Source organism: Xanthocytophaga flava (assembly GCF_030068545.1).
GTDB classification, from domain to species: domain Bacteria; phylum Bacteroidota; class Bacteroidia; order Cytophagales; family 172606-1; genus Xanthocytophaga; species Xanthocytophaga flava.
On sequence record NZ_JASJOR010000019.1, the window covers coordinates 149,129 to 165,769 of the forward strand.

At 42.0% G+C, this 16,641-nt stretch carries 11 protein-coding genes; 3 read left to right on the plus strand and 8 right to left on the minus strand.

Annotated features, from left to right (window positions below; genetic code table 11):
* Nucleotides 1-11 precede the first annotated feature (11 nt).
* The 8 genes from QNI15_RS25010 to QNI15_RS25045 form a co-directional block, all read right to left on the minus strand.
* Nucleotides 12-2,189, minus strand: a complete 2,178-nt coding sequence (locus QNI15_RS25010) for a VapE domain-containing protein (protein ID WP_314034292.1) — start codon at nt 2,187-2,189, stop codon at nt 12-14.
* Entirely contained in the window at nt 2,176-2,412 is a 237-nt protein-coding gene (locus QNI15_RS25015) for a hypothetical protein (RefSeq protein WP_313994318.1), read from the minus strand. The genes QNI15_RS25010 and QNI15_RS25015 overlap by 14 nt, the downstream gene beginning before the upstream one ends.
* 188 nt (nt 2,413-2,600) lie before the next feature.
* Nucleotides 2,601-3,116 (minus strand): BT4734/BF3469 family protein, encoded by a 516-nt coding sequence (locus tag QNI15_RS25020; RefSeq protein WP_314034294.1) that lies wholly within the window; start codon nt 3,114-3,116, stop codon nt 2,601-2,603.
* A 34-nt stretch (nt 3,117-3,150) separates the two neighbouring features.
* Nucleotides 3,151-4,731, minus strand: coding sequence for a DEAD/DEAH box helicase (locus QNI15_RS25025; protein WP_314034297.1), 1,581 nt, complete (start codon nt 4,729-4,731; stop codon nt 3,151-3,153).
* Between the two features lie 3 nt (nt 4,732-4,734).
* Nucleotides 4,735-5,076, minus strand: a complete 342-nt coding sequence (locus tag QNI15_RS25030) for a helix-turn-helix domain-containing protein (RefSeq protein ID WP_314034299.1) — start codon at nt 5,074-5,076, stop codon at nt 4,735-4,737.
* Nucleotides 5,077-5,934: 858 nt separating this feature from the next.
* Nucleotides 5,935-6,537 carry a hypothetical protein gene (locus QNI15_RS25035; protein WP_313994307.1) on the minus strand — a complete coding sequence of 201 codons (603 nt, stop codon included), beginning with the start codon at nt 6,535-6,537 and terminating at the stop codon, nt 5,935-5,937.
* Nucleotides 6,538-6,579: 42 nt separating this feature from the next.
* Nucleotides 6,580-7,602 (minus strand): T9SS type B sorting domain-containing protein, encoded by a 1,023-nt coding sequence (locus QNI15_RS25040; protein ID WP_314034301.1) that lies wholly within the window; start codon nt 7,600-7,602, stop codon nt 6,580-6,582.
* Between the two features lie 133 nt (nt 7,603-7,735).
* The gene (locus QNI15_RS25045) at nt 7,736-9,370 is read right to left on the minus strand and encodes a leucine-rich repeat domain-containing protein (protein ID WP_314034303.1); all 1,635 of its coding nucleotides are present in this window, start codon (nt 9,368-9,370) and stop codon (nt 7,736-7,738) included.
* A 418-nt stretch (nt 9,371-9,788) separates the two neighbouring features.
* On the opposite strand from QNI15_RS25045, the gene QNI15_RS25050 reads away from it, so the two are divergent.
* From QNI15_RS25050 to QNI15_RS25060, 3 genes are all read left to right on the plus strand, one after another.
* On the plus strand, nt 9,789-13,415 hold the full coding sequence (locus QNI15_RS25050) for a hypothetical protein (protein ID WP_314034305.1): 3,627 nt from the start codon (nt 9,789-9,791) through the stop codon (nt 13,413-13,415).
* A gap of 98 nt (nt 13,416-13,513) precedes the next feature.
* Nucleotides 13,514-14,764 carry a hypothetical protein gene (locus QNI15_RS25055; protein ID WP_314034307.1) on the plus strand — a complete coding sequence of 417 codons (1,251 nt, stop codon included), beginning with the start codon at nt 13,514-13,516 and terminating at the stop codon, nt 14,762-14,764.
* Between the two features lie 100 nt (nt 14,765-14,864).
* Nucleotides 14,865-16,604 (plus strand): hypothetical protein, encoded by a 1,740-nt coding sequence (locus QNI15_RS25060; protein ID WP_314034308.1) that lies wholly within the window; start codon nt 14,865-14,867, stop codon nt 16,602-16,604.
* Nucleotides 16,605-16,641 lie beyond the last annotated feature (37 nt).

Sequence of the window (16,641 nt, forward strand, 5' to 3'; positions counted from 1 at the left end):
TCTTTCCACGCTTACCCCACCTCTTGGGTAAAGCGTCTTTCCCTGACCCAATACCCATAGCGTTTGGTTTTGTCACGTCCCTGGGTGGCTTTTTTCCATTTGAGAGCAGATATCGCCCTGCCTAAATTTACCGTGTTCATTGTTTTGATGTTGCTGCTCCCAAGTAGGGTGTTCAGCATATCACTGGTTGTACAAAACGTACCCGTCTCTTCGTCGGCTTCTTCGTAAAACTTCAGCAGTAATTCCTGCTCGGGTGTGCGTCTGAGATAGTTGTCAGCTACCTCATTGATTATCTGAAAGTCATCCGAATCAAACTTCGTATCCGGATTGGTCAGGTAGATAAAGTAAGCTTCCTTCCAGAGTTCGTATTTGTCTATGGCATTGTAGCGGGGTTTATCTATCTCACCCGTTTCAATGATAGGAAAGCGGCGGTTTCCCGTTGGGTCTTTCAGAAACGTGTTTTCATTGCTGGTTCCTACAAAGTTGCAGAAGCGGGGAATGCTCTCAGGCACCCTATCATAGGCAAAGCGTACACTGACATTGTTCTGAGTGATATAGGCTTTGAGAGCGTTTTCGCCGATTTGTTCAATGGATTTAAACTCGTCATCCACCACAATCCAGCGGGTAATCATCATCAACTTGCCGTTTTGAGTATCATTGCGTTTGAAGCTGTCCTCACAGATGAGTTCCTCACGGAAAGGAAAGGATTCGGGTAGTATCTTTAGAAAGAAGACACTTTTCCCTTTGCCCTGCTCCCCGCATAGGGTGAGCATTACCTGGCTGGGCGTTCCATAAAGCGACGCAATGCAACTCATCATCCATTTGGTGAGCATATACTGTGCATAGTCATGTCCCTGGGGACTGTTGAGGCATTCGGCCAGTTGGCGGATATAGCCAGTCTTTGGGTTACTCATTCCCTCAAAAAACTCACGAAGCGGGTTAAACTCGGGTACCATAGACGACTTCATCATATCGGCTACCATGTCTTTGTGAACACTGGCATTGAGTTTCTGGGAGGCGTCCATGTAAATATCCACCAGATCGCGTTCGGTGAGCTGTACACTGCCTCTATAGCATTTCTTGTTAATCACATTGCGCCGTATATCCGACTGGTACTCTTTCCAGTACTTTTGCAAGCGTACCACTACAGGTAAGGCTTCCTCTGCTGTTTCCGGAGCAGAAGAATAAACTTGTTCCACAATAGGCCGGGTTATCTCCGGATCAATGCCATGGACTTGATGCAACACAGCGACGGTTCCCTCCACGGTATTGCTGCCATTCTTTCCCAGCTTGGCGCTGTTTACAATCGCCTTAGTTTGGTCTGAAATGATCGTAATACCCTGTTGCTTGCAATACCACAGAAAGGTGCCTATGGTGATTTTGCGGGCACTGGTGGCATTGTGTTTCAAACAGGCAGAGTACTGCTGATCGGCCTTTTTTGCATCATAGAGCGACGAGTATTGGCTCACGGTCAGAAAGCGGTCACGGCCAGCCTCGCCGTAATAGTCAGCCAGGGCGAAGGCAATGTTACACCACTGATGATAGCCGCCTGTCACATCTATCTGCTGTTTTTGTATCTGGTCAAATACGTGATCTATGTCATGGGTACCATAGAAGATAGTGCGGGTATCGGGCTTTTTCTTTTCCTTCTCACTATATTGCTTGAACACCTTCGAGTCCTCAAACAGCCTCAGATCCGGATCATAGCTGACAAATCGTAGTCGCGATACATTGCGCCCTTTCAGGTCTACTATCTGCCCATAGAGATGAAAGTAATACTGGCACAGACTATCAAAGGCCAGTTCGTGTTTTTTACCTTCTATACGCACCAATACGCATAGTCCCTTGCCCCGACAACTGGTAAAGACAGCGTAGGTATACGGGTCTTGTTCCAGAATGTCTTTTACCTTATCCAGCTCATTCACATAATCCAGATCGATAGCCAGAAAGTTAGAATGTTGTTTGAGATGACTGTCCGACTTTCCCTCTTCAAACACACCGGAAATCGTCACGGCAGGTAATTTCTCTTTGAGCTTTTTCTGGGTGTCTTCATTTTTACAGGTTCGCACTTTCAGGATAGCATCTTGCCAGGTACCCATCCGGACGTTTTCCAGAAAGGTATGCAGGGAGTATTCTTGTCCTGTTTTAGCGTATGCGTGAGGAAATAAGGTTATTTTATGATCTTTCATGTGTTTTCGTTGGTTGATTGAGTGATTTTGCCGTGTTTTCTGTAGGGGCAGGGCTTGCCCCTGCCCGGTTTCCGTACGCGAATGATTGTAACAATCCGATCCGATGTAGGGGCGCACCCATGTGTGCGCCCGGTTTCCCACATACCTGATTGGGGTATCCCGACAATGTAGGGGCATCCCCTTGCGGGTGCCCGTCTTTCCCCATACGAATGTCTAGATACATCCGAAATGGTTGCCCGATAAACCCAATTGGACGGTGGGGAAACCGGGCAGGGGCAAGCACTGCCCCTACATTGTCGCATTGTCACAAACATAGCCTGCGACAATCTGGGCGAACACGCGGGTTCGCCCCTACATTTCCTGATCATGATTTACAAATTCAGGCATCATTTGTCTGGACCGGATTACAATTCAGACACAGAAAACCTCTGCTTCCGGATTGCCGCTCAGGAAGGGATCATAAGTGACATAGCGGAATCGGGTTACCATCTGGTCCATCGGATCAGCAATGATTCCATAAACCCCCTCATAGTAGTCACTCAGAGCTTGCCAGGCTTTTCCATGGTCACAGGCCGCAATACGTACCAACACAGTTAGTCCTTGGCCGGTATGATTTTCAAACACAGCATACGTGTAGCGATCCTGAGAGAGAATGAGTTTGCCTCGTTGCAGATTCTTGAAACCTTCTACATCCAGACCGATAAAACCCGAATGCTGGGTAAGCGAAAGACCTTGTTTATGGATTTTAAACAAACCCGATAAGGTTACAACTGGTAGTGATTGTGGCTGGTTTTTGCCAGACTCCTGCCGTGCTAGTTCGACCTGCTCAAGAAAAACGCCATCCTGTATATGGGATAGATAAAGATCTAAGGGATATGATTGAGTGGTTAATGCATCAATAGACGAAAAGAAACTGATGGTTGACATATAGGTAGTAAGAGAATAAAAGGGTAGAGATTAATTAGAATGAATAGGTGTGATTGTTTCGCAAGGCATACTCCTGCAAGCGTTTGTCTACCCAGCCAGGCTGATAGCCTCTCAGTTTCGCAAACTCCTCCAGGAGAGGTCTGGGGTTAGCGCGTTCCATAATGCGGTGAATGATCCAGTTGACTTTGTAGGGTGTACCTGTGTGGCTGTTGCCCATCTGAGCCCGCTGGATCAGTTCGGGAACACTCATCTGTGACCAGTTCATCTGTTTGAGATAGCTCCAGTCTATGGTGAGTTCTTCTGTATGGACATGCACAGATTCTCGTTGTTCCTGAGAGAGGCGTTCAAACACAAAGCCACAATGCTCACAGGTAACACAGCCCAAGGCAATGATCGAGTGACACTCCGGACATTTCTTGGTAGGGGCAATGTTGAGTGTTTTCTGAGCCTTGCCCGTCCAGAACAGATAGCTCCAGTCACGCGGCTCATGCCATAGACCATGTTCATCGAGATTGTTACCCATGTCGATGATAATGAACTCCCGCTTAGTTGCTCTGGTACGCGACCCGCGGCCACACATTTGCAGAAATAAGGGCAGAGACTGAGTAGCCCGATTCAGGATAATACACTCCACAGTAGGTTCATCGAAGCCCGTAGTGAGAATGCCACAATTAACCAGAATCGCCCCATCAGTGCAGGAGAACCATTTCAGAATGGCTTGCCTTTCCTGGTCTGGTGTATCAGAAGTCACATAGCGCACCTGTGAGCTGACTTCACTAAAAGCCCGGGCGGTATAGACTGTATGCGGGATATTGACACAAAAGATCAGCGTCTTTTTACCCTGAGCATGTTTTTGCCAGTTGGTCACACAACCATGATAGAGTTTGGGTTTATGGAAGTCTTCATACAACTCATTATTCTTATACTCTCCATCAGAGCCTGTAGAGGCTGTGATTTCCATAGGTACAGCAAAGTATCGCGGTTTGGATAAGTAGCCTGCTTCAATCAAGAGATGTATTTCTGTACCAACTACAATGTCCTCAAAGTAATGGTTGAGTGGTTCAAACTTACTGGCAGCTATTGGCGTAGCGGTAGCCCCAATCATAGGTAAGTCTTTGTGTAAGTCTATCACTTTGCGGAAGTTGCCTTTGTGTGCTTCGTCTATAATAATCAGCTTCAGATCCGGCAATGACCAACCTTTCTTGACTCTGCGGTAGTACGTCTCTACCATTGCTACCACTACTTTGTTGCGGGGCATATGTGTAGACTCAGCACTCAGCAGACCAGCCTGCAATCCCGCTTTCTGAAGCGTTGAGGCTGCCTGATGCAGCAGTTCAATACGATCCGTCAGAATCAGTACCCGACCCCGGCTAATGCCTTCTAAGGCACGTCTGGTGATCTCGGCAAAGGTGACAGTCTTGCCAGCTCCTGTAGGGAGACATAGAATTACCCTCTTTTTGCCTGACAGATGTTTTTCTGCCAGTTTCACAATACTCTCTTCCTGATAGTCTCTCAAGGCCAATGTAGGCGTTACAGGCACTGTATTTCCATTTGGTAAGGGCAAAGCTTCGCCACTCACGCCATTGGCGTGATCTAAAAACACATTCTGTTGCATAGCTTAGTGTTTTTGTGTGGCTGATGGATCCGTGTCTTCCGACAAATGACGTTCGATCTCTGTCTCTAACTCCTGTAACGTTTTCTGTTTGCCATCTTCAATCCAGGCTTCTAAGTCAGTACGGCTGAAATAGAGCTTCTTGCCCCGCTTCATATGCGGGATGCGGCCTTCAGAAACCAGATTGTAAATAGTAGACTTTGCCAGCCCTGTGATCTGCATGACTAGTTCAACACCGCCAAATTGTTTATCAGGCAGGGCAGGAGTGATAGTAATGGATTGTAATTCAAGTAAAAGAGCTTCCACGCGAATCAGTCGCAGCTGAAGGTCTTCGAAAGGATTGAACATGTAGGGAATAAAGGTTTGGGTAAAAACTGATTACACCAGAACCTCATTATGAGAACACCCTGAAACGATACAGCCAGGCCTCCGCTTCCACAAAAAGGATCACTAAAGTAGTGCAATAAAATATCCTTTGGTTTTTCGATAAAAACCGTAAAAAAGTAGTTATGGATATTTACTTTTATTTACTTTTTGTTACCTTTGTTTATGATTTGTTGCCTTCTGTAGCAAACACAAAGCCTCCGCTGTCATATATAAGATCTAACAGATTCAGTTTCTACTTCTACAGAATCAAACAAAGCAGTTTACCTTTTTGCATCATTTCTGATAAAAATAAAAAACAGCCTTTCTGCAAAACAGAATAGTTGTTCATTAGTCCAGATGTAGTTGGTCGCCAAACTTTCCTACATACTGGCATTAAGGGGGGATCTCATATAATGTGAGGTTCCTTTTCTTTTTTTAATCTTATTTTAAGTAGACCTTCTCCTTCTTTTTCTAGAAAATCTACAAGATCACAAAACTAAGCAATAATTATAAACACACAAATCCTTTTATCACGAATACTAATTAATTCTATGATTTTTTTATAATTAATTTTTCTGAAGATTATTTGCTTTTTATTAATTTTTGACTGGTTTACACTCTTTCATAATAATTACTATATTTTAGTGAGTTATACTATAAATATTGTATATAGATTTGGATGATAAAGAGTTATTATACTACAATCTATTTAGTTCATCAATTTTATTAAATCGAGGATATTGATCCTTACTATCCATAGGTATTTACAGTATCAAAGCATATATGGTAATCAAATAAAAAAAGCCGAACTTATGCAGTCCGGCTTTCTCTTCAATTCTTTCACTTTTTTCCTCCACCTAATCCGGCTCCTAATCGGAATATCCAGGGAGAATTATAAAGCTGTTTGTTAAAATCGTTGTTGTTGTAATTAAAGTTATAGAGTACTGTAATCTGAAAAAACGATTTCCCTTCAGTGTTCATGTTTAACGACAAGCCAGCCAGAGGATTCACCAACCAGTCACGCCTTTTTTCTTCTCTGTCATCAAAATAAGGGTAATTCAACGCCTCGGTTTCGGCTTGTAGGAACAATGGCTTATAAAGCCTTCTGGCTACAAATACTCTGCCTCCATATACATGCATCGGACCGGGTTTGCTACTCACTACTGGCGAAACCAAACCTTCTTTATTGTAAATATACGTAGGTCCCAAGCCTGCCACCAGGTTGTCTGTGAATTTATATCCCAGTAGGGGAGAGGCATTGATCAGTAGCGGTTTAATCTGAAAGCTGACATTGCCAGCAAATACCCACGGACTGTTTTTTGACTTTTTCTTTTGGCTTTTTTCTTTGCGCGGAGTGTAAAGCGAATCGGAAGCAGATTGAGCAAAACCTGCCTGACCCAAAACAGAAATAACTAGAAGAAGCCAGAATAAATGTACTTTCATGGACTGTGTTTTTATAAACAATAGGTGATTATAACAATGATTTTAGCGTAGCACTTCCAACCACCCAAGCCTGGGTTTAAAACCACGTTTTTCCAAACGGTAGTAGTATATGCCTGCAGGTAATCCTTCTGCAGACCAATCCTGCTGGTAGTTACTGGTTTGGTAGACAGTCTCGCCCCATCGGTTACAGATTTGCAGATGCCATGCTTGTTTATTCAGGGTTGGAAAAGCAAATACATCATTTTTACCATCCTGATTTGGAGTAATGACATTGGGTATTTCAAAAAGCTGTTCACATTCTTTCACACGAACCCGAATGGTATCTTTGTAGCTAACACATTCATCCCACACCTGTAGCAGGTAACGGCCTGGCTTGGTCACAATAAACTTCTCTTCTTCGGAAATGCTTTTTCCTGTTGTATCCTGCCATTGGATTTTTGTCCAGTGAGCCCCGGAGTTCATTTGTTCACTATCCAGAATCAGCGAATCTCCCTGGCATATAATTGTATCTTTGGGCAGAAGGGTTGCTTTTGAAATACTGGAAATATTGTCTATCAGTATTCGTCCCCAGTAGTAGGGTGTCTGTGCAAAATAGGCTTCAAAGAGTATAAAGGGCTGGTTCTGCTGACAGGTAAAATTAACCTGATACCATTGCCAGTCGGTATGAGTAACTGTTGGTGAAGTCCAGAGTAGTTGTTCGCGTTTACAGAAAGTACTTGCACTCCATATGCGTAGTTTTGCCGGAGCATGTTTATAATTTGTATTGCCATCTGCATCATTGAAGGCCAATTGCAAACGAAAACAGTACGTTTGTCCAGCTTTCAGGGAAACGGTTTGCTGCACAGCTTCGTAGCTTCCATCCGTACGGCATACCATGCTTAAATAGGTTTTGCCTTCTGCTGGTGGAGTCAGTACTCCATACTGTCCGGGCTGGGTATCGGGCGTACTTCTGTCACCACAAATCTTCCAGCCCTGAGGGGGAGAATCCGCTCGGGGAAAGTCTTCGAATCCAGGATTGGTGAAGTTAATCTGAACAGATTGTGCATAGGTTGTTGATACACTCAAACTGAATACCATTGAGTATAATAAAACAGATACACTCCTCTGCCATTTTATCAATTGACAGAGGAGTGTAAATAACCAGGATCTGGTACAAATTTTAAGTAAAGATCGGAAGCGTAAATACATTTTTTGGCTATTATAATCCCAGTCCGGCAGGCAGTACCCTTGTTTGTAAAAGCATCGTTCGCAGTTTATCTTTTTCCAGTGCAGGTAACAGGTCTGTTTTTAACCGCAATACATCCAGCTCTTTGAGATTTTTTAACTCTTCCGGCAAAGAGGTAATGCCATTATCCCAGATATCAAGACTTTTCAGTTTACTGAGTTTGCCAATAGAGGCAGGCAAAGTAGAAAGCTGATTATTCCATAGATCCAGTTTTTCCAGGTTTGCCAGATCCCCAATACCAGCAGGCAATGACTGAAGCGAATTCCCTGACAGATTCATCTCTTTTAATGACTTGATCTTACCTAAGGAAGAAGGTAAATCAATCAGTTTATTATTCTGCAACTGTAGGCTTTCCAATCCTGTTATTGAACCCAGTGAAGAAGGTAGAGAGGATAGCTTATTGGCAGATAGATTCAGGTCTTTTAAGGAGGAGAGTTGACTCATACTCTCTGGCAACTGTTCTAATTGATTGCTCCAAAGATTTAGTTTTTCCAGTGATCCCAGTTTGGAAAGCTGTTCGGGAAGCTGAGTGAGTGTATTGGCAGACAGATTTAAGCTTTTCAGCGAAGAAAGCTCTCCCAGCTGTGGAGAGATGGAGGTAAGCTTGTTAGAAGACAGATCCAGCACTTTTAATTCCTTCAGATTACCCAATTGATCAGGTAAGGTCTGAAGAAGGTTTTCGGAAAGATTAAGTTGTTCCAGGTCAGACAGCTTACCTAGCGAAGCAGGAAGAGTCTTGAGTTCGTTGGCTGCCAGATCAAGCGTTTTCAGATTGGAAAGATTACCAATCTCTTCGGGAAGCGATTGCAGATGGGAACCCGTAACAGAAAGAAATTCCAGTTTAGACAGTTTCCCAATGCTGGCTGGCAACTGTGCCATAATATTGCCAGACAAATCCAACTGCTGCAGATTAGGAAAAGAAGTGATTTGTTCGGGTAACTGAGCAATACTATGCAACTGCAACCGATACACAAAGGCTGGATCTTTCAAGGCTTCAGACAGATTTTGCACCCAGGGTAATTGTACCAGTTCAGCAGTGGGTAACAAACGGTTTAAATCCGGATTTCCCCGGATTTGCAGAATTTTCAGGTTAGGGAGTGAATCAATCTTTTCAGGCAGAGAAGTCAGCTTGTTGTGGGTTAGGGAAAGAAACTGAAGTTGTTTGAGTTCTGAAATAGATTTTGGCAGCGAAGTAAGTTGGTTGGAATCGGCTTTAAGTACCTGTAGTTGTTTGAGATTACCAATTTCTTTGGGTAGCGACTTCAAATGAGATCCCGTTAGATCGAGCACTTTCAGATTGGGAAAAGAGCCTATGGAAGCAGGCAAAGAGTCTAGTCCTGTTAGAGACAGTTTATAGACCTTCGCCGGATTTTTTAAGGCTGCCTGTAATGATTTATAAACAGGGGCTTTCAGAAAAGCAATAGAATCCGACTTTGCGGTCTGGTTCTTTTGTTCCGCTTTTATAGTTCTTTTTTTTGTTGGATTCTGTGCAGAAGATAGTTGGATATACCCAGTGAAGAGTAACATACAAAGAAAGAATGACATCTTTCCTGCAATAGACACACAGCCTATATTGCTGTTACTAAGCTGATAGAAAATATATTTCATATATAGATAGGTAGTAGACAAATTGTTGTTTTTTCTGTAAGACCATAAGAAGATAATTCTACAGACAAAAGGTGCCATTTATAACCAAAAGCAGGTAGGTGTAAACATAGGAAATGTATGTAATGGCAAATTTATCTTTATTTTACAGATATTGCAATAATTGAATTTGTTATAGTATTTTTTTGATGGTAGTATGTGCATAAATATATGGAAAGTATAAATATTTAAATTTTTGGAAAAATATTTTTTCGCATGTTCACCTTCAGTTCATTTCATTATTAATGCTTTACAATACTTTCCAGAACGTAACCTCTCCAGCTACTACTATAATTTCATGATTCTATAGCTCCAACATTATAGCTCCTTCTATAAATAAAGTATAAATACTACATCTTTCTGAGTAACAATCACTTATACTATGATTTTCCTAAAAAATAGACTTTTGCAGGTTACTGTGTTTTGTCTGGTTTTGGGTTCTGCTCTGCCACTTTTGGCGCAGGACGCTCCCAAAGTAATTCCCCCTTCTCCCAATGCCGCAGCACTAGGGAAATATGGAGATATTCCGGTGAGTACCTATACAGGAATACCAGATATAACCATTCCTATTTATCAGATAAAATCCGGAGATATATCTGTTCCAATCACACTGAGTTACCATGCCAGTGGTATAAAGGTAGCAGAAGAAGCCAGCAGAGTAGGAATTGGTTGGGTCCTCAATTCTGGTGGTCTAATAAGCAAAACAATTATGGGGATGGATGATTATGATGATAGTCCCTATGCCTATTTTAATACTCCGGAGCTTCCTGCTGAAACTTCTCCTTCTAATTATCTTATTTCACAGCCCACCATTCAAACCTCATGTGCATCCGATGGGAGAAGCGTTCAGTTTCCAGGTGATCAGTGGTTTAACTCTCCTTCTGATCCCTATGATTTTGAACCTGATCAATATTCTTTCAATTTCATGGGTTATTCTGGAAAGTTTATTTTAGATCGTTCCAAAAAAGTTATTCTTTCCAACCTGCAAAAGATCAAAATTATACCTCCTGCAACCAGTACAGATAACTGGCAGGTTAAAACATCTGATGGATTTTTGTATACATTCAGTGAATTTGAGTTCTATCGGGATACACAAAATAATAAGCAACACAAAACAGCCTGGTATCTGACTTCTATTCGTTCTGCCAAAGGGGAGGTCATAACATTTAATTATACAAAGCTGCCTACAGATTATATTCGCCCTATAGGAGCATACCATGAACGCAGGTATGAAGCAAACCTTTCAATGCCAGTCCCTTTATCCGGTATCTCAACAGGTAATGTGCCCGATATGGAAGGTAGTGTAGAAGCTGGAAAAGAATACTCCAACATATATTTGAGCAGCATTGATTTCAAAGGAGGAAAACTTAATTTTTTGTATGATAGCCGACAGGATCTGGCAGGAGATAAGCGGTTAACCTCTATTGAAGTATTGGTTAAACAATCTTCTGGAAATCTTGTTCCTTTAAAACAGGTCGTTTTAGGACATGATTATTTTGAGGGTAGTAATGATGTTGATTATTATCCTTCAGAAGGCATGTCTTCCTATGTAACCAAACGCCTCAAACTGGTTTCTGTTACAGAAAAAGCATATCAGGGCAGTCAGTTAAAAAGCCTCACTCCCTATGTTTTCGATTATTATGAAGTAACTGCTTCTCCTGCCAAAACCTCATTCGCTCGTGATCATTGGGGTTATTACAATGGGAAAACAGGCAATACAAAACTGGCACCTGAATATAAAAACCTGACAGGGATTATAACAACGACAACATTGGACGAAAGAGTTCGGGCCACAGTTGGAGTGATGAAAGACAATCGTGATAGTGATAGCACTTATATAAAGGCATTTAGTTTGAAATCTGTTCAGTATCCTACAGGAGGTAAAACAGTGTTTGAGTATGAACCTCATGATTTTGATTTAACTCTTTCCAGAAAGCGAGATCAGTCTTATTTCAAAAATACACCCCTGAACAACAAGATTGCTGAAATATATTGTAGTTATCCAGGTACAAAAAAAGGAGAAGAATTTAGACAACCACTTGATTTATCAGATGAATATGTAGACGAGAAAGGGAACTATCAACTTGTAGAAGTCATTACTACTTTCCGTTTTGGAGGGGCTTGTAGCTCGTTTAATACAGTACATGCCTATGTTTCGATAGAAGGTGTATCTGGCACTGGAACATGGTACTTAAATTCCGCAACCTGTACCAATCCCGCTAGCAGTTACGCTGTCTTTGAGCATCGGTATACTCTTCGTATCCCTCCTGGCATTTATACATGGAAGGCATTTGTTGCCTCTCCGGATAACGATTCCAAAGCTGACTCATTACAAGATATACGATCTACATTCAGATATGTTATCAATACAGAAGATCCTTATAGCGGAGGAGGAATACGCATAAAACGGGTTACCAGTTATGATGGAGTCAAACGAGAGGGAAAAGTTAAAAGATATATTTATAATTATTCAGCAGATAAAAATGAAGATGGCAAGTTTGAAAACTATTCATATGGTATACTGATGGCAGTACCTCAATATACGTATTTTGAGCATCGGGAGGGAAGAATGCAGAACCCGGCAACTCAGCAGGAAAGCCCTTATGATCAGGTTTTGCTGATACGTTCCTCTGATAGTAATATTACTTTAAATGGATCTGCCAGTGGAAGCGTAGTGGGATACTCTCAGGTTAGCGAACTGGAAGGAGAAAATGGCGAGAATGGGAAAACTATTTACCAGTATGAAAACCAGCCTGACCGTATCTTAAACTATGATGTGAGAATGAACCTGACACCTGGAACAAATGGTTCAAATACTACATTGGTAAATGTTCCTTCTCGACCACCTTCTATTTCTACCCAGCCTTATCTGAAAAATGGATTGCTGCTCAATAAAACGGAGTATGTAAACCGAAACGGAATATTCACCAAACAACATGAAGTTATAAACACCTATGTAGAAAAGGTGGTGAATGCTGAATCTACTATGAGTAGTTTTTATCATGGTATTGAAAATCGCTGGCCTATCTCAAGCGGTCCGATCGGTCAAGGTCCCTGCATCAGTCTTTTATATCTGTATCCTGCACTGGAGACCAAATGGATTTATCGCACTTCCAGTACTGAAAAGATCTATGACCAGTTTGATACAACTAAATTTTCCAGCATTACCACTAATTACGGCTATGAATCTGTTCCTAAGCATTATCAGCTACTTTCTACTACTCAATACAAACAAAACCAGATTGGAAGAGTAGAATCGCTTATAACCCGCTATAAATATCCGGCAGATTATTCAGATACTGAATGTAATACGGTAGTACAGGCAATGAAGTCGGATCAATACTATATGCATAGTTCAGTAATTGAACAAACACAGTGGAAGGAGAAGGATGGTGTTCAGAAAATACTGGGAAGAAATTTTACAAAAAACAATTTTGTAGCTACTTCCAATGCTGCTGTTAATATTATTTTACCTCAGGAAGTTGTTGCATTGGAAACAGACAGGCCCCTGGACGAAAGTCTGAATCCGGTATCTACAGTTCAGGTAGCACCTTATGTACCTAGTCAGACTTATGACCCACTTAAATACAAAGAAAAGCTGGAATTTATCTATACTCCTGAAGGAAATATTCGTTCCCTCCGCCAGAAAGAAGATAATGTATGGATTACGTATCTGTGGGGCTATAATAATCAATATCCCATTGCAGAAATCAAAAATGCTACCTACAATGAAGTATTGTCTGCTTTAGGACAAACAACCATAGAGCAGCTTGCATCTAGTTTAAGTTTTGATGCTTCACAACTCACTAACTTGAAACAAGCATTGCCCAATGCTCAGATTAGCCTCTATACCTACAAGCCACTGATTGGGATATATAAGGCTACAAGTCCTGATGGAACTACTCTTACTTATGAATATGATGAGTTTCAACGGCTAAAATACATTAAAGATGCCTATGGTAATGTGGTAAAACAATACCAGTATCACTACAAAGGCCAACCTAATTAATTGTTCATGTGATTTTACGGTTTTTAAACTTACCTATTGCCTTTTTACAAAGGTGTAGATTCACCTCTTAACAAATCACCAAAGACTGTATCTATTCTATGCATACAATACGAAGATTGGTAACCTCTCCACTAACAATAGTCAGCCTATTTATTAGTTTTTTCGCTATCAGGCCAGCATCAGGAGAAACACAGCCAGAAAATGAATTTCCTATCCATTTCTCAGTAGCAACTCCTATAGATTCGCTTACCTCAAAAAAGATAGACGTGAATCTACAAACACAGGGTGGATTACACATAGTGGGTACTTCCCAAACCAAAGCTGCCATGCGTCTGGTTTCTCAGTCAGCAAGTTTGTCACCTGAACAGGCTAACGCCTTAGCCCAAAATCAAACAACTTCTATGTTTGTGGTCAATACAACTTCAGACAGAAAGCTGGATACACTAGTGTATCGATTGGAAAGTATGGATGGGTTGCATGTGTTTTCCAAAGAAAGCGATGCCATTCATCAGAAGTTGCAAATGGCTTTACCTGATAGTTACCAACTCAGGTCTCAAATTGAAAAGGGAGATGTGTCTCTTTCAAGTCTGCATGCAGCGATTGAACTGCAAATCGAGCAGGGCAACCTGACTGCATCCCAACTACAGGGATATCTGTATGCCACCTTACAGGAAGGTAACTGCACCGTTTCCAATGCTACGTTGGACGGAAGTCTTCTTACTAAGAAAGGCGATATTCTGCTTTCAGATGTGAGTGGGATGCTTCAGGCTAGTAGTCAGAATGGAAGGGTAACCTATCAGTATTCGGCTGCTTTTTTCAATCAGAAAGGCTCAGGCTTTCGTAAGCAAATTCTCTTTGGCGATCTACAAATCAGTTCTCTGCCTGTGAATTCTTCTTTTGCGCTGGAAAAAGGCAATGTGCAGATTGATAAGGCACAAAAGAGTGTGGATCTGGCGGTTAAGCAGGGTGATATAACTATTGGTTCTGCCTTAGGTAATTCTGTGAGTGCGGTTACCGAGAAAGGAAATATTTCCTATACTCTTTCTTCTGCTGTCAGTGAGCAAAAGCTGATTCTGGTGAGCGAAGAGGGAGATATTACCCTAACCTTACCGACTGGTTTTAATGGGTCACTGCAAATCCATCTGGTTCAAACTTCTTCTGACAATACCTCTTCTGGGAATACATCTCTGATCAGTGAGTGGGAAGTAGATACAGCACAGGAAGAAATCCAACAAGGAGCCAATGGTCAGCTACTACAGAAAGAAAGGCATTGGAATAAGCTAGGCACCGATAAGATTATCATTTATCTGAAAGCGACCAACGGAAAGATCTATCTGAAAAAAGCCTAATAGATTATTGACCAGAAATCGTGCTGGTCTACAACTCGTAACGTCGTTACTACCACATACTTGTACTACCAACCATACTTGTACTGACAACCTATACACTATGTATACACCACTTCTTTCTCCTGTCTTCTCACTTACAAGAGGGCAAACGGAACTACAAGCCGGACATGCAATCAAGAAAGGACACTCTATCTATTTCTATATCTTTCTTATAGGAAGTCTGTTGCTATCACAGAGCAGCCAGGCCGCCTCTTACACCTGGAATGGAAGTATGAGTACAGATTGGAATACAGCTGCCAACTGGACGCCTGCGGCTGTGCCTGCTTCAACAGATGATGTGACAATTAACACCGTGAGTGTGAACCGCTATCCGGTTTTAGTAGCCAATACAACCCTGAACAGTTTTACCCTTAATTCGGGTAGTATTGACCTGGCTGGGTTTGTGCTCACTTGTAATGGGACAACTACCCTCAAAGGAGGAACGTTTGGCTCTTCGCTCACCAAAGGCGAGATTAAAGCGCTGGGTGGTACTACTTCCTTTGGCTCGGCTACTACTTCGGTTACCATCTATACAATTGTAACGGTTATAGGTCCGGTGGTTTCCAACATACAGAATACCACTTTTAATGAGATGGTCAGCTTTACCAAAAACGGAGGCTATCTGGAAACAGCCAATGGAAATAATGTCTTTAAAGAGAATGTCACTATCACCATGACCGATGGGTTGCGGTGGGGGCTAGCTCAAAACTTTCCGGATACATTTCACAAAGAACTGACCATTACAGTCAATAAACCCAACTGGAATTATGGGGTGTATATTGGAAAAGGTATTTACAAAGGCAATATTACAACCAACATTATTACTGCCGGAGTTTACCTTTCCGGTACCCAGGAGAGTACAGGGAAACTGATTATAGGACAGTTAGGCGTGCAGCCCTATCTGACGCTGACTAATTTTATCAGTCAGGCAACAGATCCTCTCACCATTGAACTGTCCGGCCCCTCATCAGGAGGAGTGGGTGGGTGGTTTACAGTGGAAAATAGTGTATTTTATGGAGATGTGCGATTGGCTGGCTATCAGCTTTCTTATAAGGGATGCACCTTTTTTAGAAGAGCAATCCTACAGAAAAGTACTTGGGTCAATGGAGTGCCTAATCCTGCCCGTGCCAGTGACTGGACTACTTCCTGGACGCCAACAGCTAACACTCCAACTCCTATTCCCAATCCGGTGAATACCGGTTCAGATGGCGTTGTGCTCAATACCTTTCACGGACCTGTTTATATTCTGGGAGGAGCCTGGACAATCAGTGGGTGGGGAAATGCGGCTTTTCGCTCCGTGTTTAATGAAGAAGTGACGGTAAATAATAGTACTAATGGCTATAATTTTTATATCTCAGCCAATACAACAGCCGATGTATTCAACAAGAAACTGATTCTAACCGGATCAGGGTACAATATGCGCTTTGGCATCAATGGAGCCATAACCAATATACATGAAGGAGTCATCCTGGATGCTACTGGTTTATATGGTGGTTTGCAGTTGGAAAAGATTGTCTTCAAAGGAACTACTGAACGGCAACTAACCCTGACAGGAACCACTCCGGTTTATTTTGGTAGTGGCTTTAGTAGTGAAAGTCCACTAACAGTGACCGCTCCTCATCTGTATTTCAATGGAGGCAAGTTTTTAAAGCCTTCTACCTTCACTAAAACAGTGGCAGGGGATAATGTCAGCACAGGGGGAAATATATTCAAGGATAAAGTACTGATTAAAAATCAGGCTACTTCGGGTAACATTCAACTAGCTACACAATACAATGATGTGATTGAAAAAGGGCAATAAGCCAACAGAGAGTAAAACTATTGTATTTGTCGTTGAC